The following is a 24,313-nucleotide window of genomic DNA, read 5'->3' as shown; positions in this document are numbered from 1 at the left end:
GATCTCCACTAAGGCCTATTGTATTTTTAATCACTTAACTTTCTGTATTTAATCCGTGATGGTCTGGTAGCTTCATCACCTAAGCGACGCTTTCTGTCTTCCTCATATTCGGTGTAGTTTCCTTCAAAATAGGCTATTTGAGAGTTCCCCTCGAAAGCCATCAAATGAGTACAGATTCTATCTAAAAACCAACGATCATGCGAAATTACAATAGCGCAGCCTGGGAAGTTTAAGATCGCTTCTTCCAATGCGCGTAATGTCTCAACGTCCAAATCATTACTGGGTTCGTCAAGTAGCAAAACATTGCATCCACTTTTTAGTAGCTTCGCTAGATGAACTCGATTGCGCTCTCCACCGGATAGCTGAGAGATTTTCTTTTGTTGATCAGTTCCTTTGAAGTTAAACCGACCAACATAAGCCCGCGAAGGCATTTGAAAACTGCCGACTTGCATAATATCATGACCATCGGATATTTCTTGCCATACTGAATTATTCGGATTTAAGCTATCCCGCATCTGATCAACATAAGCCAACTTAACGGTATCCCCAATGCGTATAACCCCACTGTCAGGCTCTTCCTGACCCGTCAACATTTTTAAGAAAGTGGATTTACCAGCACCATTAGGACCAATTATTCCCAGAACACCGCCTTTTGGTAATTTAAAATCGAAATTATCCATCAATATTCTGTCATTGAAGGATTTACACAGTTTCTCACCTTCTATGACTAAATCTCCCAATCGCTCACCCGGTGGAATGTAAATTTCATTCGTTTCATTACGTTTTTGAAATTCTTTGGAATTCATCTCCTCAAAGCGAGCCAAACGTGCTTTATTTTTAGCATGTCTGCCTTTAGGTGCTGTTCTTACCCATTCTAATTCAGCTTTGATGGCTCTTTGCAACGCATCTTCTTGTTTTTTCTCCATGGTTAAACGAGCTTCTTTTTGCTCTAACCAAGAAGTGTAATTGCCTTTATAGGGAATACCTTCGCCTCTATCAAGTTCTAGAATCCATTCAGCTGCATTATCAAGGAAATATCTATCGTGAGTAATAGCAACCACAGTTCCAGGAAAGTCCTCCAAGAAAAGTTCAAGCCATGCAACACTTTCAGCATCTAAGTGGTTGGTTGGTTCATCAAGTAACAACATGTCTGGGCTTGAAAGTAATAACCGACATAAGGCCACACGTCGACGCTCTCCTCCAGACAATTGGCTTATTACAGCATCCCACTCAGGCAACCTTAAGGCATCTGCAGCGACATCCAATTTTCTATCCAGATCCCATCCACCACAAGCCTCAATCTCATTTTGCAACTCACCCTGCTCAGCTAATAGGGTATTCATTTCATCATCTGACATGGGCTCAGCAAATCGCATACTAATGGCATCAAAACGATTTAATTTCTCTTTAATTTCACCCACACCTTCCTCAACCACTTGACGAACTGTTTTACTCAAATCCAGTTCTGGTTCTTGAGCAAGGTAACCAATCTTAATCCCTGGTTGTGGTCTAGCTTCCCCCTCATATTGTTTGTCTACCCCTGCCATAATCCTCAGCAGAGTAGATTTACCTGATCCATTAAGTCCTAATACGCCAATTTTTGCGCCTGGGTAGAAACTTAAAGAAATATCTTTTAAAATAAATCGTTGATTTTCAACAATTTTACTCACCCTATTCATGGTGAAAATGTATTGTGCCATATCTGCTTCAATCCTCTTAAAAATCCATCCTCGTTACCAGTTCAATATTACCTTTCCAGATTGACCAGAAGCCATGATTTGAAAAGCCTTTTGATATTCATCAATTGGAAAACTATGGGTAATAACTGGGGAGATATCTAATCCACTCTGTAACATAGCAATCATTTTATACCAGGTTTCAAACATCTCGCGACCGTATATACCCTTAATAACTAGTCCCTTAAAAATAACTTGATTCCAATCAATTGCCGTTTCGTGTGGAGGAATACCTAATAATGCCACATGCCCTCCATGATTCATTGCTTTCATCATGTCATTGAGTGCAAATGGATTCCCTGACATTTCTAAGCCAATATCAAAACCTTCAATCATCCCTAGTTCTGAGGCAACATCGCTTAGTTTTTCATGTTTAACATTAACGGCTCGAGTAACCCCCATTTGTTTTGCCAAGTTCAAACGATGATCGTTAATGTCAGTAATAACCACATGTCTAGCACCTATGTGACGTACAATTGCTGCGGCCATAATACCTATTGGGCCTGCTCCTGTGATGAGTACATCCTCACCAACGACATCAAATGCTAAAGCACAATGAGCCGCGTTGCCGAATGGATCTAAAATAGACGCCTGATCGCCTGAAATATTATCAGGCAATACAATAACATTCGTTGCAGGTATTGCTAAATACTCACCAAAGCAACCTGGTCTATTGACCCCAACACCTTGTGTATTTCGACACAAATGTCTTTTACCCGCTCGGCAGTTTCTGCAAAATCCGCAAGTAAGATGGCCCTCGCCAGATACTCTTTGACCTACTTTAAGACCTTGAACCTCTTTACCTACCTCAACAATTTCACCATAAAACTCATGGCCAACGGTCATAGGGACTGGAATAGTTGCTTGAGCCCAATCATCCCAACTATAAATATGAATATCTGTTCCACAGATGGCTGTTTTCTTAACTTTAATGAGCACATCATTCACGCCATAGTCTGGCATGGGGACATCTTCCATCCAGATTCCAGGTTCACGTTTCGATTTAACCAAAGATTTCATTCACTACCTCAAATAAATTTATAGTACAGAAAATTCCTTACCCACTTTTTCAAAAGCACTGATTGCTTTATCCAGATGATGTATTTCTAAAGCAGCAGACATTTGTGTGCGAATACGCGCTAGTCCTTTAGGTACAACAGGATAAGAAAATCCTACTACATAAATTCCAAACTCCAACAAACGATTTGCCATTTTACCTGCTAAGCTTGCATCTCCTAACATGACAGGAATAATTGCATGTTCACCTGGGATTAACTTAAACCCTAATTTAGTCATTCCCTCTCGGAAGTATTTGCTGTTCCTTTTGAGTTTTTCTGCCAAAACATTGCTTTGTGAGAGCTTATCTAAAACCACACAAGAGGTATGAGCAATAACTGGAGCTAAAGTGTTCGAAAATAAATAGGGTCTAGATCTTTGACGCAGCCAGTCTACTACAGTGCTATTTGAAGAGGTGTAACCACCAGAAGCACCGCCTAGCGCTTTTCCTAAAGTACCAGTAATGATGTCTATGCGATCACTTACACCAAAATGCTCCGGCGTTCCCCTCCCTGTGTTTCCCATAAAACCAACCGCATGCGAGTCATCAACCATTACCATAGCATCGTATTTATCTGCTAATTCACAAATTGCAGGCAAATTCGCTAATATGCCATCCATCGAAAACACCCCATCAGTGGCAATCAAACGGAATCTAGCGCCTTTAGCGGCAATCAGCTGTTCTTCCAAAGCCTTCATGTCATTATTGGCATAACGATACCTAGCAGCTTTGCATAATCGCACCCCATCAATAATACTTGCATGATTTAATGCATCACTAATAATTGCATCTTCTTCACCTAATAAGGTTTCAAACAATCCAGTATTTGCATCAAAACAAGAAGAATAAAGAATGGTATCTTCTTGACCTAAAAATTGACTTATTTTTTTCTCAAGCTGTTTATGAGGGGTTTGTGTTCCACAGATAAATCGCACTGAGGCCATGCCATAGCCGTATTGAGCCAATGCAGCCTGCCCTTCCTTGATTAATTGTGGGTCATTAGCCAAGCCTAAGTAATTATTAGCACAAAGATTAATGACCTCTTTTTCATTAACCATAACATCGGCTTGTTGCTGACTCGAAATCACCCTCTCTGATTTGTACAAACCTTCTTCTTTAAGTGTTGCAAGCTGACTTTGTAAAAAATCACTGTATCGCTCAAGCACTAGTATTCTCCCAATATTCTGGATAAAGTTGTAAATAATACCAAATTTTAACCATTGTAACCAAGTGAATTCATAGCGTATGCGTTGAATTCTTGCTAAAATTCCCCCAACGTTTTAACCTATAAACTATAATTGTTACGGTAGAGCAAATGAGTAATCAAAACGCACGCACAAACATGATCAAACAACAGTTAAGAACTGGTGGGGTACTTAACGATTCGATTCTGAACTTATATGAAACCATTTCTAGAGAAGAATTTGTTCCAGAACAATATGCTCATTTCGCTTATTCAGACATGCAAATTCCACTAGCTCATGGACAAAGGATGCTAACACCCTTAGAAGAGGGAACGATTCTACAATCACTCAACCTTCACGGGACTGAAACCGTCTTAGAAATAGGGACCGGAACAGGGTTTATGACAGCAATGCTTAGTAAGCTATGTAAAAAGATTATAAGCGTTGATTTATACCCTGACTTTACCAACTCAGCTAAGACTAAGTTACAAGCAAACAATTGTTCAAACGTTGAATTAATAACTGGAGATGGTTGTCGCGGCTGGTTAGATAATGCCCCCTACGACGTTGTTTTGTTTACTGGAGCATTAGACCACTTGACAGATACCCACAAACTACAAGTGTTACCAGGTGGCAAATTATTTGCAATTTTAGGAAAATCTCCAGTAATGAAAGCGAGTTTATTCTCTTTAGATCACAATAATGTTTGGACTGAGTCAATGCTGTTTGAGACCGACATACCTCTTTTAACCGATAGATTAAAACCAAAAGAATTTATATTCTAGGGAAAGCTTGCATGAGAAAATCGCTGCTGTCTTGCATCATAATGTTAGGTTTTTCCGCATGTTCCTATGCAACAGACCTCATGGATATTTATCAGCATGCCCTTGAAAACGACACAACGTTCAAACTGGCCTACGATACTTACATGTCCAGTACTGAAGCAGTTCCTCAAGCAAGGGCAGCTCTATTTCCTCAAGTTGGTCTTAATGCACAAACAGGTCGCAACTACCAAGATTCAAGTGCTGGCCCATTTAGTGTGAATTTATATTACGGCAATACCTTATGGCAAGTTAGTGCTTCTCAAGCCATTTTCAACTATCAAGCTTGGGCCAAAATTGCTCAAGCAAAAGCATCGGTCAAATCTGCCCAAGCTACTTTTAATGATGGGGCACAAAATCTCATTTTACGTACTGCAAAAGCTTACTTTGATGTTCTCTTTGCCAAAGACACCCTTGATTTTGCTGAAGCAAAGAAGCGTGCTAACAAACGACAATATGATCAAGCGACCCAACGATTTCAGGTTGGACTTGATGCAATTACATCCGTCTATGAAGCAAAAGCAGCTTATGATCAATCCATTGCAACAGTGATTGCTGCTCGTAATAATCAAGTGAATCAAAATGAAAATTTGCGTAAGCTTACCAATCATGTGTATGACACCCTTGCACCATTAAGGGATAGTAAAATACCTTTAGTAAAACCTGAACCAGATGACGTTAACCAATGGATTGATACTGGGATAAACCAAAACTATAAGCTTCTTGCAGCAAAGTATGCTTTAGAAGTAGCGAAAGAAAATGTGAAAGCCCTGTCTGCTGGAAATTGGCCTGTTTTCTCCATACAGAGTAATGCTACCCAAATACACAATAATTCAACTGGCGCAACTTTTTTTGTTCCTTCGAGACAAACACAAGCCAATGTTGCTCTAGCGATGAACTTCCCTGTTTTCCAAGGAGGCCTTGTACAGTCTCAAACAAGGCAGGCTCAGTACGATTTTCAATCAAGCAGTGAACAAATGGAATCAACCTACCGTGATGTCGTCGTAAACAGTCGCATTGCATTCAATACCATCAATGATGGAATCAGTAAAGTTAAGGCAGACCGACAAACGGTAATTTCTCAAAAAAACTCATTGGATAGTACTGAAGCGCAATTTGAAGTAGGTACTCGGACTATGGTGGATGTTGTGAATGCCCAACAAAAATTATTCGAAGCCCAAGAGCAATTGGCTAAAGACCAATATGATTTGATCAATGCAATGTTAACTTTAAAATATCTATCAGGTACTTTAAATGTTAATGATATTCAACTGGTAAACTCCTGGTTAGCCACAACTCGTGTCAATGGCTACTCCACCGTAGGCAGCGTAGCCTCCAAATAACACTTATAGGTTGTATTATGTCGTCCATACCTTCAGCAGTAGAAAAAAAATTACTTCACTACACGGGCAAAGCCATCGCAGATTTTAATATGATTCAGCGAGGTGACCGAGTCATGGTTTGCTTATCCGGTGGAAAAGATTCCTTCACTATGCTCACCATATTGGATAAATTGAGAATACGCTCAGGGAAAAAATTTGAATTGTTTGCTTTTACATTAGACCAAGCACAACCAGGCTGGGATGATTCAACTTTACGCGCTTGGTTGGCAGATCGAGCAATTCCTCATGAAATTCTCACCAGGGATACTTATACCATTGTCAAAGAAAAAATTCCTGAGGGCAAAACCTATTGCTCTCTCTGCTCAAGACTCAGACGAGGCATTATTTATAGATATGCTGAAGAACATGGTTATAATAAAATCGCTTTAGGACATCATAGAGACGATTTAATCCGCACTTTAATGATGTCTATCTTATACAATGGCGATATTCGCTCGATGCCTCCCAAACTTCTAAGTGACAATAAAAAGCACATTGTCATTCGTCCAATGTGCTATGTCCAAGAAAAGGACATCATTACCTTTGCTACAGAACAAGAGTTTCCTATTATTCCATGCAATCTTTGTGGCTCCCAAGAAAATCTAATGCGCAAAAAAGTAGCATCTCTCATTAATCAGCTCGCTGAAGAAAATCCCAAAATCCCCAGCAATATGCTTCATGCATTACAAAGCTTAAAACCAAGTCAACTGATGGATCAGAATCATTGGAATTTTAAAAACCTTGAGCATGGATTGACAGATTGTAGAGATATTAATCCAGAAGAACTTTTTGAATCCGATGAGTTTGCAACAGATTCTGAAATGAGCTAATACTTATTTCTGTAGACAACTTAATAATCCTGAGCTAAACACTGAAAAATGAATTAGCACTTATTTTTCTTTTCATTTTTGAAATAAAATGAAATAATTCGACGTCATCCTTTAGCCAGGACTTGCATAAAACCCAATGATTAAAGCAACTAGGAATTCGACAAAAGGCGTTTAGTGATAAACGAACTGTCCAGATTGAAATCTGTTTTAAATGAAATCATTGGGATTTTACCTAAGTCCTGTTAAATTGTTATTTGTACAAGTGCTGGTTGGGTGAATAGATACCTATATTTAACTGATAATTAAATTGAGGAATAGTTGGATGATTGATAGAAGTACTGTGAATATGAGGCTATTTCGAATCTATTCTAAACGTTATTTCAAGTATGATTTAGTAGCCTCAATTGTCGTCTTTTTAGTAGCGATACCTTTATGTCTTGGAATTGCGCTAGCTTCTGGAGCTCCCCTCTTTTCGGGTATTTTAAGTGGAATTATTGGTGGAGTCGTTGTAGGTCTGTTTAGTGGTTCTCAGGTTAGTGTGAGTGGTCCTGCTGCTGGTATGGCTGCTGTAGTTCTAACTGCAATTGCGCAATTAGGAGACTTCAACACCTTTTTATTGGCTCTTGTTTTAGCAGGGATTTTACAAATCATCATCGGACTAATTAAAGCAGGGTTTGTTGCTGATTATGTACCTACAAATGTTGTCCAAGGCTTATTATGTGCCATCGGAATATTGCTCATTGTCAAACAATTGCCTTTGGCTTTTACCCTTTCTGCTGATTTTAATGAGTTAAAGACCCATTTATTAGAAACCACTGAGGGACTCACTTTAAGCCCTATTTTAGCGTTATCTCAGCATATCAATGAAGGTGCTTTAATCATTACCGTTTTATCATTGATGACTTTGATTTATTTTGACAAAACAAAGAATAAAATTCTAAAAGAAATTCCTGGACCTATTGTGGTTGTTATCCTTGGGGTAATGCTCAATGAACTTTATCAATGGACTGACTCTCCGTTAATTCAAAATTCACCCCAGTTAGTTAATATTCCTGATACAACGGGATTTAGAGATTTCTTTAGCCAACTTCAATTTCCAGATTGGTCTTCGTGGAGCAATCCTCGTGTCTATTTATACGCTTTAGTACTATGTATCGTGGCTTCTTTAGAAACTCTGCTTAATTTAAAAGCCTCTGAACGATTGGATAAAAAGAGGCGCCATAGTTCCTCAAACAAAGAATTAGTGGCACAAGGTCTTGGAAATACCTTATCTGGATTAGTCGGAGGCATTCCAATTACTTCAGTAATTGTCAGAACTTCTATCAATATACAAGCGGGTTCCAAGACTAGAAACTCATCCATTTTACATGGCTTATTCATATTTTTTGCTGTGATGCTTATCCCTAACGCCTTGAATAAAATTCCTTTATCCTCTTTGGCAGCAATTTTAATCTACACCGGCTATAAGTTAAACAAACCGTCCATTTATACCAACATTTATCACCAGGGTATGGATCGCTTTATTCCATTTATCGTCACAGTACTCAGTATTATCGTATTCAATCTATTGGCTGGTATTTTAATCGGCTTATCCATAAGCTTGTTTTATATTTTGAAATCAAACAGTCAAGCACGAATTGACATTATCAAAGAGTTATACCCTAAGGGAGCAACCTATCGTTTGGTACTACCACAACAAATGACCTTCCTTAACAAAGCAGCATTAGTTGCGGAGTTAGATTCTATTCCCAGACATGCTCAATTAATCATTGATGCACGTTACACTCAATACATTGATAAAGAAATTCTAGAGTTTTTAAATGAGTTCAAAGAAGAGCAGGCTCCAAGTAAAGGAATTGCATTGAATTTGGCTGGATTCCAGGATAATTATCAAATCCATAATTACGTTGATTTCATCAATGTAACCACCTACGATGTGCAATCAAATCTAAGCCCGGCACAAGTGTTAAACATCCTCCATGAAGGAAACCAACGTTTCCTTAATGACAGCCGCATACACCGTTCAAACCAAATTGACATTAAGTACACCGCTAAAATGCAACACCCTATAGCAGTTGTCTTAGCGTGCATTGACTCTAGGGTTCCAGTTGAAACCATTTTTGATATGAGTTTTGGTGATATTTTTTGTATTCGAATTGCAGGCAATGTAGTCAATGATGATATTTTAGCCAGTATTGAATATGCCTGTAATGTTGTCGGTGCAAAACTCATTGTAGTATTAGGCCATACAAGGTGTGGTGCAATTCAATCAGCCTGTGATGGGATTAAGAAGGGGCATATCACTCAACTTTTGGATAAAATTAAACCCGCAGTAGACGCTGAAAAGCAAGTGACTAAAAACAGAGATGGACAAAATGCGCAATTTGTGGGCAGGGTCACTGAAATCAATATTGCCAACACTTTACAAAATATACACAAAAGAAGTGAGATCCTAAGAACAATGATCGATCAGGATACGATCGGTATTGTTGGGGCTATCTATGATGTGAACAGTGGAAAGGTAACCTGGAAAAATTATGCAAATGAAATGAAGGCCCTTGATGGTGAAGAGGCAAGCCAATTAGCAAAGAAATTTCAGCAGGTACTGATTGAAGCAAAGCTTGAATCTTAAAGCCTTTGTATCCTACCAGAAATAGCATTTTGAAGTATCTTGAGTATATAATAACGCATCTAAAATCTATCAATTCTAGGAGCATAGATGCGTGCGTCACAATGGTTTTTAGTCACCCAAAAAGAAACTCCTAACGATGCGGAAATTGCCTCACATCAGCTCATGCTGAGAGCGGGCATGATTCGCAAACTTGGTTCAGGTCTATACACTTGGATGCCTCTTGGGCTGCGAGTTCTTAGAAAAGTAGAAACCATTGTTCGTGAAGAAATGAACAAAACAAATGCCATGGAACTACTTATGCCCGCTGTGCAACCAGCCGAGCTTTGGCAAGAAACTGGAAGATGGGATACTTTTGGCGGTCAATTGCTAACAATGAAAGACAGCAATGACAGAGAATATTGCTTTGGTCCAACTCATGAAGAAGTCATAACAGACATTATGCGAACTGAGCTGCAATCCTATAAGCAATTGCCTTTAAACTTCTATCAGATTCAAACCAAGTTTCGTGATGAAATAAGACCACGCTTTGGAGTGATGCGTGCCCGTGAATTTATTATGAAAGATGCCTACTCCTTTCACCTCAGCCTTGAAAGCTTACAGGCAACTTATCAAGATATGTACAATGCTTATTGCAAGATCTTTGATAGAATGGGTCTAAAATATCGAGCTGTAGAAGCCGATACCGGTGCAATTGGTGGCTCAGCTTCCCATGAATTCCAAGTGCTGGCTGATTCTGGGGAGGATTTGATATTTTACAGTGACTCTAGTTCCTACGCAGCCAATATTGAACAAGCCACTTACTTAAAACCTGATACAATGGTTAAGACAACAAGTGAGTTAATGCAACTTGTTGATACTCCGAATCAGAAAACCATTAACGAAGTAGCCCAATTTCTAAAGGTTGAAGCAAAGCAAACGATTAAAACCCTTATTGTCAAAGGACGAGAACACTCTATGATTGCCTTAGTGTTACGAGGGGATGATGAATTAAATGAAGTTAAAGCCATCAAACATCCTTTGATACATGCACCACTGACCTTTGTCGATGAAGAACATATCGTTAAAACCTTAAAATGCTCTACAGGCTCATTGGGTCCAGTAGATCTTGGGATACCCGTTGTTGTGGATCACAAAGCATTGGCTATGTCTTCGTTTATTTGCGGAGCAAATCAAGAAGGTAAACATTACATCAATGCATGCTGGGAAAGGGACGGGAAATACGACAGCGTTTATGATCTTCGCAATGTTAAAAATGGAGATCCTAGTCCGGATGGCCAGGGCACACTTCATTCCTGTCGTGGTATCGAAGTTGGACATGTTTTTCAGTTGGGCGATAAATACTCTGAAGCAATGAATGCTTCAGTAATTAATGAACAAGGTCAATTACAAACGATGATGATGGGTTGCTATGGATTAGGAATTTCTCGGGTAGTTGCAGCAGCTATTGAACAACATCATGATGAGCATGGCATTGTTTGGCCTCAAGCGATAGCCCCTTTTGTGTTAAATATAATTCCAATCAATGCGGCACGATCCGAACTCGTTAAAGAAAAAGCAAACACACTCTATCAAAAATTACTGTCTATTGGAGTAGACGTTTTACTGGATGATCGTAATGAACGACCTGGTGTCTTATTTGCTGACAGTGATTTAATTGGTGTACCCCACCGACTTGTTGTGAGTGAAAGAAACCTAGAGCAAGGAAATATTGAATATAAGGCTAGAACATCAAAAGAGTCAGAATTAGTACCATTCGATAACGTGGTTGATTTTATCTTAAATAAAATCAAGTAAAGAACAAAACTTATCGGTTGTCTGATTTGCGACAACCGATTATGATCACTTATAATGAGGAACTTTGACTGGATTCATTTCGCTCTAATTGGTACGAGTCGATAAGTGCAATAATCGATTCTGTAGCATTTTGACTTGTCTTCTCTTGCATCCAATTCAATATTGAATCAATCTCAGCCCCACTAAATTGTGTCAGTAAAGGCAATTCACTGAATTGCTTCTCAATTCCCTTATCGTTGAGAATTGCTTTGTGTTGTATAACTATTGAAAAAGCTTCAGCATTTAACTTGCCAGCTTTTTTCAATTGTTGCAGAAAACAAAGTACGCCTACTCCACAGTCACTGAGTTGAGATAACTGACGTTTATTTCTCATATCGATTAATTCGGAGTCAACCAATAACTCGATGTGTTTTGCAAACATCGAAGCATTCTCTGGATTTGATTTGGCTATGTCAAAATAACCTGCATTGAGAATATCCCTTGAGGCAAGACGTTTTGCTCCTTCAAGAACACTTTTAACTCCGCCTCCCATAGCCACAACAACATTTACAAAATCGGGATAGAATAATCCCGATTTTAGGACTAGGGTTAGTAGCTCAATCACATCGGATGCTGATTCTTTACGGGCAGCGACCAGTGATGGTTGTATAGCTTCAATTGAATAGGCCCTGTTTTGCAGCGAAATAATCAATGATGCTAATTCTAAGGATTGTTCGGGAAATGACAATAATAAAATAATACTTGGTAAATCGATTTGTTGTTTGTTAATAAACAAATTAAAGCTTAAGGAAAGCTCATCACTTCCATTGGATCCATTACACAGTAATTTAAAAGGAATGGATTTTGGAGGAATATTAGTTTGAGAAAGCAACTCGATAACATTTGATAGCTTTGCTACTGAGTCCACATTTTTTTCTATATAGGAATAGACTTCTTCATTTAACTGAATGTCGTATTTATTTACATTTTTAAACAGGGTCAATAGTCGGTTAATGGACTGAGGATTTTGTTCCAGAAGAGCTATAGCTCTTTTTTCTTGAGCAAGTTTTAAACCTTTTAATTCAATAATAGCCTGCTGTAACTTTTCTTTAGCTTTATCGGTGACAGCAAGCATTATTTTTAATGTTGAATGCTTTGATCCTTCGCTCACATGTGCTCTCTTCATTGAACCACCTTATAATAATTGTACCAAGTGCGCAATGTTGTGTCTATTTATTCTATTAATACTCACTTAAGGTCAAATGTTTATAATATAACCTATCACCATTATTTTCAACGAACTGAATCAGTTTTTTACTTTTTACATTTATGGACTATATTTTAAAAATAATGGCTGTCAGGCAATCAAAATGTAGTTTTTTTAGAATCTAATGTGAGGACAATATAATGGGCGCTTCAGTTGAAACTAGACAAAGATTTGCAGCAGACCTAAGAGATTATACAGATACAACAGCAGCAATTCACTTACTTAAAGAAGCCTTAACTGGTGGACCTATGGTAAGCCTTCAAGTCGCTGATAAAGTAGTTGCGAATGAAAACCTCAAGAAAGAACCAAAAATTGGCAACGTGGTCAAAGAACTTCTGGCACTAGCAGGGACGCCCGGACTTGCAGGGAGCCAATGGAAAAAAGATCCCCACGATCAAAAATGGCATTTAGAAGCAGCTATTACAATTGGTGGCGCCGTATACACCGTAGAATTCATTCAGGAAGGTGTAGTTAAGGGAGAACAAGCCTACACTGTAAAAATTGAAAGTAAGTTGGCTGCACATGACGCAGCGTTACCTACCAGGGGAAAACTATTCTTCGACATCGGACATAAAGCAACCGTTGACTTAAGAGTTAAGCCGGATGGTGATCTGTATGCAATCACTAAAAGAGGATTAGAAGTCAGTGCCACTTCATTTTCAAATTATCCATACCAAACAGAAATACTTGCTAAATACGCAGATGAACTAAGCAAAGGACATGACGTACAACTTGCAATTGCTGGCACAGGAAGTGGTAAGAGTATTCTGATGGCTGGATTAGCTCAAGCCTTACAAACACTTGGTCCATGCGTAATGATCGTACCTGATGCGTTATTAGTAAGCCAGCAAACGAAAGAAGTTCAATCAATGCTAGGTGCCGGAAAAGTAAACGGGGTGAGTAAAAAGCCAACTGTATTTACACTCGATGTATTGAAAACGTCTGTTGATGACCCAACGGATCCTGAACAAGTTCGTGAATTCTTCCGCACTGTTCTTGACGGTACTTCAAAAACGAAATTCGACCAAATGGTCTTACAATCAACACACCCGATGTTTCCTGTCATTGCAAGTATGTTAAATAATCAAATGATTCTTATCGACGAGGCCCACACTCAGACATTTAGTAGAGAATCTATCGCATTATTACAAGAAATGCAGAGCCATAATTCTATGCTTGCATTTACTGCAACCCCCACACCCGAGTTGTATCAGCAATTTGGCGGCGGACCACTTACCGATTTAAACCTAGGGGAAGCAATAGGAATAGGTACTGTTAGACCCATTAAACCAGAAGTAGCATTCCATGATGCAAAAGATCTGATTGATCAAGCTGTCATTCATTATTTCGACGATTACTACCTTACGGCCGGCATGAGTGGATATGCTGACCCGGTCAAAATAAAAGAAGCGCTTATGAAAGCCGATTCCAGTTTGAGCGATGAAGAGGCTCAGAGTAAAGCAATCGACATGGCCATAGAGCAAAATCGTGTTCGCTGCCAACGTAATATGGCGTTTTCAGATGACAAGAAAACCAGGGATACTGTAGCAGAAGTCTATAAGAAAATAGCTGAGGGTGATGCTACTACAATCGATAAATACAAAGGTGCAATAGCTACCCTAAGACATGACTCGGAAGTGGATGCTCGTCTTCAAATGACGCTGTTGTTTACTAAAGAGAAAAATGTACAAAAAATTGCTGAACAACGCCAAAAAATTGATCGTGGCACTCCTGCTAAGCCTGTTGATCTTGTTAAAGATATTCAAAAAGAGCAACAAAAAAGCTTACAACGAACAGTGAACAGTTTTGCCTTGGCTTTAGTCCTCGGAGACAAACCTGCTAGTATTGGTGAAAAAGATAGAACTGGAAAGTTGAAAGCTCATGTTGAGGGTTATGATAAAGAAATAGTAAAGTACCACCCCTCTGACTTATACAAAACCAATAAAGATATACCAGATCATTTATTGGCTAAGTTTAAAGCTTGCGATAACCTAACAAGAGAAACTCTACGTGAAAAGTTATTAGCTATAGAATCTACACTTGGTGATTTACCACCCAGGCAACGTGAAGCGATGATTGGGTTAATATTAGATCGTGCGGAAGACCTTACAAGTTGCATAAGATTTTCAAATGCCATCTCCAGTGTCATTGATGCGCCATTAACCGCGAGAGATCTCAAAGATTTACAGGTTAATGGTCATTATACCGCCACAATTGACTCAAGCACTTCAGAGCAGAACAAAAAAGAAATTATTGCAATGCTGGATGCAGGAATTGTGGGACATGTGGTATCAGACCAAACAGTGGCTACTGGTGTTAGCTTGAAAGACGTGCTCAACGTTCAGATCGTAAATACCTACTCACCAGTGGTTGAGTCCGACCGTAATGTAATCAATGGAACCTTATCAGGGCCTCAAGCTGCTGGACGATGTGTTCGTCATACAGATAGCGAGGCTCGTGTGCAACAATATGTGGATAATAGATACAAAGGCACGAAGCTGGTTCTCACTGTTGATGAAATGATCGATCCCAAAAACTCTGCACAAAAGACTAAAGATGTGATGATGACAAGGGATGCTCAAGCCAAAAAAGAAACCAAGGCGGCTACGACTTTACAAACAATCCGTCGTGCTAATACAACTAAAGGAATGTTCCAAGAACACAAGCCCAGGTTGAAAGAACTTGCTGAACAAATTACACAATTTGAAGCGGCTATAGTTCGTCAACACGACAAGCTTGTTGATGGCAAAAAATATCTGTTAACTACAAAACAGAAACTGCATAACAGTGAAGTGGAATTAGATCGTATTTTGGACAGCTCCGATAAGAGAAAAGATAAAAAGGGTGGAGTTCCTCCAAAATACCGCAATAACCCAGAAGTTGTTCATCTTTGGACGCAAAGAAAACTTCTACCTAGATTAGTAGGCCAAATAGAAGCGACCAATAAACACGTTGAAACAGCTATGCGGCATAATCAAGAAAAATTAAAATCATTAGTAGAAGAAAGAGATATGCTTCTTGATAAAATCAGAACTGCTCCATCCCAACAACGAGCAGCTAATCAATAAATCGAAGCCGCGCCTAACTGTGCGGACTAGATATCCTTAGAAAATGGAGATGGGCCTGAGGCTCATCTCCATTTGCATTTGAACTAAAATAATTTTAGCTTCCAATTGTTCTGAATAGACTGTTATCCGCTCCCTCACGGTCGCGGCTCGGTTGACGTTTTACAATCTTTGCTGCGACCGTGAGGGCTGAGGAATCGACTTATATTATAGTGCCCCAACTAATCTCTTCTCTGATGGTCAGTAAGCGTAGGTCCGGCGCTTCGCCTAATGGCGCTGCCTTAAGCAGTGTCATTCGTGAAAGCGGATAGTTCCGTTTCGGCTTGCTTACGCGCGCGTCTCGGTTCACTCCCTGCTGTGACTAGGATTTGATTCAGACAGCAAAGAAATAACCGAGCCGCGCGCGTAAGCAAGCGGAGCGATGCTGGACCCTAATGACACCGCTTAAGGCAGCGCCATTAGGCGAAGCACCCGACCTTTGGTATAAATTCCCCATTTTAAAAAATGAGTCGATTCCTCAGCCGTGAGGAATCGGATATGGGGATTAAAGTCCAAGTAGTCTTTATAAATACTGATTACACACTACCTAGACTAAAGCGGGTTTATAAGCATCTACTACCGATTGATGGGTTATCCATAAAACCATGGCCATCAAGAATCTCTTGAATTTGCTTGATCCTATGCCCTGGGGTATCTGAATTATTCTCGATAGAATTCAAAATAGTGCTTATCTCGGCTGCAGTTAGACGCTCAAACAATGGAAGACGTGAAAAGGCTTCTATGATTACAGGGGACTGCAATAGAGCCCCATTATCCTCACATAATAGAGCATAATTATAGGGACTCAATAAATTGTGATCTTGCAACTGTTCCATTAAGAAATAAGCTGCTTTGCCCAAACGATTGATAGTCTGGATCTCTGGAACTCCAAAAATAGGTACTACTTCTGATTCTTTCAATAAAATCATCATCTTGGCAGTAATATTGGCATTTTCTGGCTTATTTAAAATCCCCTTGAAATAGTTTTCAGATAATAAATGTGCATTTGCTAATTTCTCGGCACCCTCTAAAATGGAATCAAGCTCTTTCTTACCAATAAAGAGTTGTTTAATCATATCAGGGTAATACACATTATTATCAACCGCAAAAATTAATGTATTGATAACTTTTGAGATATTATCCTTCTCAAATAAGTAAAAGGTTTTTTCTATAGCTTTCATGCCGTAGCCACGTTGCTTCAGCTTAATCTTTAAATCAGCAAGCTCCGATGCATTAGCAGGAAATTCCATCATTAATCTCAACGATGCCAAAGTTATACTTCGATCTCTATGCAATTGTTCTAGCCCCATTTTAAATTGCATACTTGATTCAGCTGCTTTCACAAATTGAGTTAGGCTAAAGAGGTGCACATCGATTTTAAATTCATTCATCGTTCCTAATAGGTCAGCTAATTGCCCTGAAATAGCTACATTTTGCGCTAATAAATTAAATTCATCACTGGAGGGCTCAATGGATAGCTCTCTTAATTTAACAAATAGAGTTATTAGCCTATTCACATAACCAATATTCTCCAACACCAGTTTAACCACTCTAGTGTCTTTGATTAAGCCATTATCATTTAAACGCTGCAATGCTTTTTTAACATTGTCATTGATTACACTTCCACCCTGAGGTGGAGCCTCTGGTATCGTTCCCGAGGTTGGTATTGTCGCACCAGGAGTTTTAACAGAACCATAAGAAGTTGCTTTTGGTTTAGTTTTAGATGCATTGATGCTAGAACTAAGATTACTGATGTCTTTACCCTTTTTTGCAATTCCTGTTGCTCCCTCAGAGTTAATTTTTAGGAAGGTAACAGCTGTATCTGAAAAATTTCTTTTTTTGTTTTTAGACATACAATAAACCTAATGACCAATTTTAAATTAAAGTATAGAATAATTACACATACAAATCTATACTTTGAACACTTTGTTACAAATACGACTCTTCTTTGTCGGAATAGTCCATAACATGTATTTTCCTAAACAACTAGACCTTGAGTTGGCTATTGCTAGCCTCATCAACTTTTTCAGGTTGTGCATCGCTCAAAACAGGATTATGAGCCTTGTATTTACAAACATCGACTTCAAATTGATACAACGCTTCTAAAGATTCAAATGGCTTATATACCGTAGTTGGTTTTTTCATCTCATCATTTATTTTTTCTTGTATAAATTGCAGCTGTGATGTAAGTGATTTTTCTCTTACCAACAATTCAGTTTGTGTTGCGCTTAAATCACTCGCGATCTCAGCGCACTTTGGTGGAATTTCATTATTTAAATACTCGCTTAACCTCAAATCAGAGCGATTTTTTAGTTCAGCAAAATGGTAATGCCAATCTTCTTCTGATTCTTGAAAGGTAAACAGACTACTTATCGCATTTTTCACTCCCGCAAATGAGTACCATTTTTCATTCTTAGGTTGCTTTGAAGCCTGTATTTTATTGAATAATTCAAGCAAATCATTTTTTAAGGCCTGATCTCTAATTTGTTGAATATGCTCCTTAGACAACGTTTCCATTTCGATGGATTGCATGGTTTGCCTATCATAAAAATCTTTTTTCACTTGCTTAGGAAACCCTCTTAAATCTTCTGGCATCACTTTTTCTTGTCTATAGCGTTTCAATAATAGAATTTTACTGAGTTTGAGCTGATGACTCTCTGAGAATTGTTTGATATCGAACAGTACAGTTTCCGGCTTAGTCCGCAACTGCTCTACAATGTTAAGTTGCTCCTGAACGGCTCTTATTTGAACTTGGCAAGTCTTTAATAGTCTCGTTAAACTCTCTTGTTCTTTGGATAACTCTGGTAGTCTTGATTGGTAACGAACAAAATCGTTCAAAGGGGGGATTGTTCCTGAACCCTCGATCACTAAATCAAAAGACCCTTTGGTCCCAAGTCCTTCTTGAATCTTAACATTTCTTACTGTATAGCCTTTAATTCCCTCAAGTCCACTTTGAATATCAGAAGCCCGAGATTTCAAATAAGCAGTATGCTGGGTTGAGTTTGGAAATTTTTTCTCAAAGTTAGTCTTTAATTTATCGATGCTTGAACTTAATTGTTCCAACGCTTCAGATAAAGGCGTAGGAAAAACCGCTATGCTTGGATCTGTATTTGCCAAAATGAATTGCATTTCGTGTAAAGAATAAATACTCTTCTGGTGTTGTTGCACTTCTTGTATTTTGTGTTGTTGCACTTCTTGTATTTTTCCTTTTACACGTTGCCAAGTTGGATTAGTACTTAATGGTATTCCATAAGTTTTTTCAAGTTCAGTAATAAGAGAATTAATTTGTTTTTGAATTGCTTCATAATGAAGTTCGGACTGGCATTTCTCCAACAATTCAGCGGTTATCAACTCACTACCTCCTAGAGCAGTCAAATCATTTAGGGTAGTTAAGGTTTGATTAATTAAAGTTCGTGTATTTTTATGGCCCAGAGAAAAAATCCATAAATCAGCTAATTTAGACTGATTACTCGCTAATGCTTTATACAATTTTTTTATCAAGTCTTGTTTAGCTCGATTGTCTGAACCATTTGATGCGCGTTTTAGCTCCGAAACTATCGCTAAAATTTCATGGGCAGCATCTTTAACAGCAGAGCGCTCAAGCCAATACCCAAGTCCTCTACTTTCTGGTTTAGCCCAAGCTAAAGTTGTTTCCAAATCAGTGGTAATATCCTCTAGAGCATTATCAAGATAAATCTGTTTTAAATTCTTTAACTCATTTGACGAAAAACCAGCTGATTCATAGACTCTTAACATTTCTTTGATTACAGGTTGTAGGGGATATTTTTCAGAAAAACGAGATGTTGGCAAATAGTTGACTAGATCTTCCAACACCAAAACAAGAGCCAATAAATTTGGTGCATTTTCTACTCGGCTTATCAGTGATTTTTTCTGTGTTGACGATAAGCTCGATTTATTGATTTGTTTAATGATTTCATTTGAAAGTAGCTTAAGATGTTTCTGTATAAAGGGTACTTTATATCTGTTTCCTATACTAGAATCAGAGTATTTTATCATTGCACCATTCACATCAAATCCTGATTCCAAAGAAAGAAAATTACTTTTTGCTTCTTTTTTATGTTGTTGTTCTTGTTGTCGTATCTCAATCTTATTTAGGTTTAATTGATCAACAAAGGAAACCCCCATTAAATAGTTACGGCGCAAATGGTTTAATGATCCTGGCTCAACAAGAGCTTCTGTTTTCTCTAGAAACTGATGTCTTTTAGCATTCCAAATCATTTCTGCTTTTGCTTCGTAGAGCTTGAGTGCCTTGTTAACGATATTCGTTGAAATTTTCCCATGCTTATCTCGTTGAATGAGTAAATCACCTGATTCACTCTGAATAGCTAATTCTTCAAGAACCTCATGCCAGGCAGCAGTTAATGCTAATAACAATTGCTCACCATGCATTCCCAGATCTTTGTCTAATTGTTTCCATTCTGATTCAGGATAGATAATATGCAAAAATGCCTTCCAATCTTCAAATTGCTTCATTAATACTTTATTGGTAGCAGATACAGCTTGTGTGATGTACTTCCTTAATGCATTTTCCTCGTTAATCTCTGTTTGAATTTTCTTTAATTCTTGGACAATTATCTGCTTATCTTCTTTTGTTTTAAAACACCATGATCGGGATTTTATGGTGCCGGCCTGCTCGTAGATTGCCAGGTATTCACCTGGCTTTCCTTGTTGAGCTAAGTCACTAAGTGTTTTCAAAGTAGTTGCAGGAGTATCTAAATAGGTTTGTATGGCTAAAAAACCATCTGGATGATCAGTGACGTAATCTCTTCCTAATCCACATTTTGGAGTAATAATAGTAATGTGATTTTTTACACCCGATTTATCTTGAGCCCCTTTATTACTCTCTTCACTGGTTCTGTGCGCAATTGCAGTAGGTATTACATAGTTTGACTTATCCTTTTCTAAAGACTCTTTTAAAAGCTCAGAGAGTTCGATGGCTTGAGTCTCATCTTTTGCTATCAGAAGTATTGGCTGCCCTGGTTTAGCAGTATGAATTGCATGTTGAACTTGGATAAATAGATCAGAGTCTGCGCCCATTTGTTGCTGATGATTTTGTTTAAATGCTGGAATTCTGTAAGCGAACTCTATGCCTAACTTAGCGCATTGCTCGTTCAACTTTTTCTTAGCGCTTTGAGGACCAGATAAACTAATGATAGGTCCGTTTTCTTGATAGTATTTCAATAGTTCTTGAGTCGAATAGGTGTCGTAATTTAAGGTAGAAAAGTCTGGTTCAACCAAAATCATACGACCAGATAGGAGGTGCCCACCTTTGTTTATAGTCAAACTCTCACCTTCTGAATGCGCACGCTCCTTATAGGAGCTCAAATCTGAGATGCTGGAAAAGTTAATACCACCGACTTGATAAGTCCCTTTAGCTGACTCTGCAAGAACAGTAGAAAAGGGAATACCCAAGGAGTCGTAAAAATATCGTGTACTAGGGCTATGAATTACTTTTTGAAGTAAGTTCTTGCTCTTAAAACAAACATCAACCGTATCTCCGCCAGTATGCGCCCATTGCATTACAGCAATCATCTTTGCTGTATGGCATTGGTCTTCTTCATTGGCAATTTCCAGCAAAGGATTTTCTGCTTGATGGTGTAATGCCAATAAGACAGACGCTAATACCTTTGCTGCAACTTGCTGTCCTGTTGTTCGGAAATACTGCTCTCGAATCACCGCGAGCAATTTTAATTCGGCTTGCAAACGATTGGATTCGCTAATGGCTGGATTTCTAAGCTCAACAAGCAATTCAGTAAAGAGTTGCTTTAAGGTTTCCCTGCTTTGTTCGGTTAATCCTTCATAGGTTTTTTTTCCAACGTTGAAGGGTTGATCCTTGCCTATAGCATTGACATACACAACTTGTTGGGCTAAATCATATTGCTCTTCGATTGACAATACAGTATCACCCACTAAAGAGTGAATCCCTTGTAATTCATGTTTAAATTCGGTCAGCGAAAAGTGGTTCTCAATGAGCGTTGATCTTGTAATACCCTCTTCAAAGTCACTCTCCTTAGGTAACCTTTCACCGCTGGGATCCTTGTCGTATTGGGAGATATAAATAGGTATTTGATGAAGGTTTTTTGCGGTGTTTTCAGCAAACTCGGATAGGCTAGGAAATGGAGGAAAATCAAACATTTTAACTAAGTCATTAAGTAAGTGTCCACACTTTCCTAAATTCGCGGCAACCTTCAGCAGCAAACCATGGTCTTTTGGTTCTGCATTTGTCCTCAAGGCTGAAAGAATTTTATGCCATTTAGCAATATCTTCCTTAGAGATGGTTTTTAGTTGATCACTAGCAATATCATAGTGCATTAATTCATCCGAAGAGGACTCAGTGAATGAGCTTAGAAGCAGTGTTATCAGAGAAAGTTGTTCTGCGGATAAACTATTATTTGATTCTATGATTTGCAGGTTGGCATTGATTACTTTCTGAAGTAGCTTATCCTCTACCCCTTCTTTCACTTTAACCAACATCTTGATGAATGCATCTAAAAAGTCTTTTGATCTATCTGTAGCGCATTTATAGTTGTATTTTTCAACGATGAAATCTGTTAATTCCTGGGTCGTACTAAAAGAAGCTTCGCCTATAGTAATTTTCATGCAACGATTCCCTCACAGCGTTAAGATATGATCTAATTATTATTAAAATGCATAAATATACCACATTTTTTCTTAAGTAAATATGAAGAGATCACTCTACTTCTAGAACTGCATTTAATAATTGTTTTGTATAGGGATGTTGAGGGTGATTTAAGATGGTTTCACAAGGCCCAAATTCTACTCGTTTCCCATCTTTCATGACTAATACATCATCTGCGACATAAGAAACTACTCCCATATTATGGGTAATAAATAAATAGGAAATGTTTCTCTCTTTTTGTAATTCTTTTAATAAATTAAGAATTTGCGCTTGAACAGAAATATCAAGAGCACTTGTTGGTTCATCACAAATTAAAACCTCTGGTTCAGTGGCTAATGCTCTAGCAATGCAAATTCTCTGTCTTTGACCTCCAGAAAATTGGTGTGGGTATCGATCAAGAGAATTTAGGGGTAAATTGACCTGATCGATCAGCATTTTCAGATTTTTTTTGATACAGTCTCTTTTCATACCTTGGGCCAACATGCCTTCAGAAATAAGGTCTTCAACGGTCATTCTTGGATTCAAAGAAGAAAAAGGGTCTTGAAATATGATTTGCACTTTTTTACGGTAGCGCCTTAATTCAATCCCAACAAGGGATAAAATATTTTGATCTTTGTAGTAAACCTCCCCTCCAGCTACCGGTATTAATCTTAATAGAGCCCTACTTGCAGTGGTTTTCCCACAACCAGATTCCCCGACTAATGCTAACGTTTTGCCTTCTGATAATGAAAATGAAAGCTGATCAACTGCTTTAAAAGGCGGAGTGGTTGGGCTCATAAACCTCTTTCTATGTTCAAAATGAACAGATAATTCATTAACCCTTAGAATGACTTTACCCTGAACATCCGATTTCTCCCAAAGTGCCGTTTTATTGTTTAACGGAGGAAGTTCTTTAATCTCTGGGTATAAGTGACAACGCAGAATGCGATTATTTATTGTTTGTAGTTGTGGCTCCTCATGGAAACAACGGTCAAAAGCATAGATACATCGTGCATGAAACCTACATCCTTTAGGCATTGATTCTAAGGTTGGGACAGATCCACTGATAATCGGTAGTTTTTCATTTCTCTTACTAAATGATGGCAAAGAGGCCAATAGCTGCTGAACATAAGGATGCCCAACCTGATTAAAAAAATCGTTTTTACTTGCCTTTTCTACCACCTGCCCCGCGTACATGACACATAAATGATCTGCCATGACTTGGGCAACTCCTAGATCATGGGTAATCAGTAACATACTCATTTGGCGAGCTGTTTGTAACTTTTTTAATAACGCTAATATTTGTGCTTGAATGGTCACATCTAAGGCAGTAGTTGGTTCATCAGCGATTAAAACATCTGGCTTACAAGCCAATGCCATCGCAATAACAACCCGTTGCTTTTGTCCCCCAGAGAGTTGGTGAGGATACTGGTGTATACGCAGGTCAGGATGCGGCATTTCTACTTCATTTAAAAGAGATAGAACCATGCCTTGAATATCAGAAGGAATTGCAAAATGATGACGTTTTATCACTTCAGCAATTTGCTCTCCGATAGTTAGCACTGGATTTAATGCAGCCATAGGCTCCTGAAAAATCATCGCCATCTTTTTGCCACGTAACTCTCGCATCTTATTTTCTGGCAGATTTAAAATATCGTTTCCATGAACAATAATTTGACTGTTTTCGCCATACACTGCGAATCTTGGCAGTAAACGCATCAGTGCTAAGGAAGTAAGCGATTTACCACAACCAGATTCACCCAAGAGCACCAAAGTCTCTCCGGGATTTAACGTGAAGCTTACCTTATCCAAAGCAATGATTGTTTTTTTTGGATTTTGGAATGCAACGGTTAATTCATTAATTTCAGCAATAGTTTGCATGGATAG

13 protein-coding genes are annotated in these 24,313 nt (G+C 38.5%); 6 read left to right on the top strand and 7 right to left on the bottom strand.

The window, feature by feature from the left end; genetic code table 11:
* Window positions 1-26: 26 nt before the first annotated feature.
* From ettA to Lwal_RS14045, 3 genes are read right to left on the bottom strand one after another with little or no spacing between them, the layout of a single operon-like run.
* Window positions 27-1,700 (bottom strand): energy-dependent translational throttle protein EttA, encoded by a 1,674-nt coding sequence (gene ettA, locus Lwal_RS14055; RefSeq protein WP_058481437.1) that lies wholly within the window; start codon window positions 1,698-1,700, stop codon window positions 27-29.
* 33 nt (window positions 1,701-1,733) lie between these two features.
* The gene (gene tdh, locus Lwal_RS14050) at window positions 1,734-2,756 is read right to left on the bottom strand and encodes an L-threonine 3-dehydrogenase (RefSeq protein ID WP_058481436.1); all 1,023 of its coding nucleotides are present in this window, start codon (window positions 2,754-2,756) and stop codon (window positions 1,734-1,736) included.
* A gap of 18 nt (window positions 2,757-2,774) precedes the next feature.
* A complete protein-coding gene (locus Lwal_RS14045) occupies window positions 2,775-3,959 on the bottom strand; it encodes a glycine C-acetyltransferase (RefSeq protein WP_058481435.1) in 1,185 nt (394 codons plus the stop codon).
* A gap of 149 nt (window positions 3,960-4,108) precedes the next feature.
* Between Lwal_RS14045 and Lwal_RS14040 the strand changes: the two genes are divergently transcribed.
* The 5 genes from Lwal_RS14040 to Lwal_RS14020 all read left to right on the top strand — a co-directional run bounded on the left by Lwal_RS14040 (window position 4,109) and on the right by Lwal_RS14020 (window position 11,436).
* Window positions 4,109-4,762 carry a protein-L-isoaspartate O-methyltransferase family protein gene (locus tag Lwal_RS14040; protein ID WP_058481434.1) on the top strand — a complete coding sequence of 218 codons (654 nt, stop codon included), beginning with the start codon at window positions 4,109-4,111 and terminating at the stop codon, window positions 4,760-4,762.
* A gap of 11 nt (window positions 4,763-4,773) precedes the next feature.
* Window positions 4,774-6,141, top strand: a complete 1,368-nt coding sequence (locus tag Lwal_RS14035; RefSeq protein ID WP_058481433.1) for a TolC family outer membrane protein — start codon at window positions 4,774-4,776, stop codon at window positions 6,139-6,141.
* Between the two features lie 17 nt (window positions 6,142-6,158).
* Window positions 6,159-7,010, top strand: coding sequence for a tRNA 2-thiocytidine(32) synthetase TtcA (gene ttcA, locus Lwal_RS14030; RefSeq protein ID WP_058481432.1), 852 nt, complete (start codon window positions 6,159-6,161; stop codon window positions 7,008-7,010).
* Between the two features lie 322 nt (window positions 7,011-7,332).
* Window positions 7,333-9,642: a bifunctional SulP family inorganic anion transporter/carbonic anhydrase gene (locus Lwal_RS14025; protein WP_058481431.1), complete on the top strand. Its 2,310-nt coding sequence runs from the start codon at window positions 7,333-7,335 to the stop codon at window positions 9,640-9,642.
* An 87-nt stretch (window positions 9,643-9,729) separates the two neighbouring features.
* Window positions 9,730-11,436 (top strand): proline--tRNA ligase, encoded by a 1,707-nt coding sequence (locus Lwal_RS14020; protein WP_058481430.1) that lies wholly within the window; start codon window positions 9,730-9,732, stop codon window positions 11,434-11,436.
* Between the two features lie 49 nt (window positions 11,437-11,485).
* On the opposite strand, the gene Lwal_RS14015 is transcribed toward Lwal_RS14020, so the two are convergent.
* Window positions 11,486-12,601, bottom strand: a complete 1,116-nt coding sequence (locus Lwal_RS14015; protein ID WP_058481429.1) for a hypothetical protein — start codon at window positions 12,599-12,601, stop codon at window positions 11,486-11,488.
* Between the two features lie 221 nt (window positions 12,602-12,822).
* On the opposite strand from Lwal_RS14015, the gene Lwal_RS14010 reads away from it, so the two are divergent.
* Window positions 12,823-15,750 carry a DEAD/DEAH box helicase family protein gene (locus Lwal_RS14010; protein WP_058481428.1) on the top strand — a complete coding sequence of 976 codons (2,928 nt, stop codon included), beginning with the start codon at window positions 12,823-12,825 and terminating at the stop codon, window positions 15,748-15,750.
* 599 nt (window positions 15,751-16,349) lie between these two features.
* On the opposite strand, the gene Lwal_RS14005 is transcribed toward Lwal_RS14010, so the two are convergent.
* The 3 genes from Lwal_RS14005 to Lwal_RS13995 form a co-directional block, all read right to left on the bottom strand.
* On the bottom strand, window positions 16,350-17,639 hold the full coding sequence (locus Lwal_RS14005) for a hypothetical protein (protein ID WP_058481427.1): 1,290 nt from the start codon (window positions 17,637-17,639) through the stop codon (window positions 16,350-16,352).
* 133 nt (window positions 17,640-17,772) lie between these two features.
* The gene (locus Lwal_RS14000) at window positions 17,773-22,407 is read right to left on the bottom strand and encodes a hypothetical protein (protein ID WP_058481426.1); all 4,635 of its coding nucleotides are present in this window, start codon (window positions 22,405-22,407) and stop codon (window positions 17,773-17,775) included.
* Between the two features lie 91 nt (window positions 22,408-22,498).
* Window positions 22,499-24,307 carry an ABC transporter ATP-binding protein gene (locus Lwal_RS13995; RefSeq protein WP_058481425.1) on the bottom strand — a complete coding sequence of 603 codons (1,809 nt, stop codon included), beginning with the start codon at window positions 24,305-24,307 and terminating at the stop codon, window positions 22,499-22,501.
* Between the last annotated feature and the right edge of the window lie 6 nt (window positions 24,308-24,313).

It is taken from the genome of Legionella waltersii, from assembly GCF_001468085.1.
In the GTDB taxonomy this organism is placed as follows: domain Bacteria; phylum Pseudomonadota; class Gammaproteobacteria; order Legionellales; family Legionellaceae; genus Legionella; species Legionella waltersii.
Note: the sequence above shows the minus strand (reverse complement) of the source record. Positions and strands in the feature narration are given on the sequence as shown.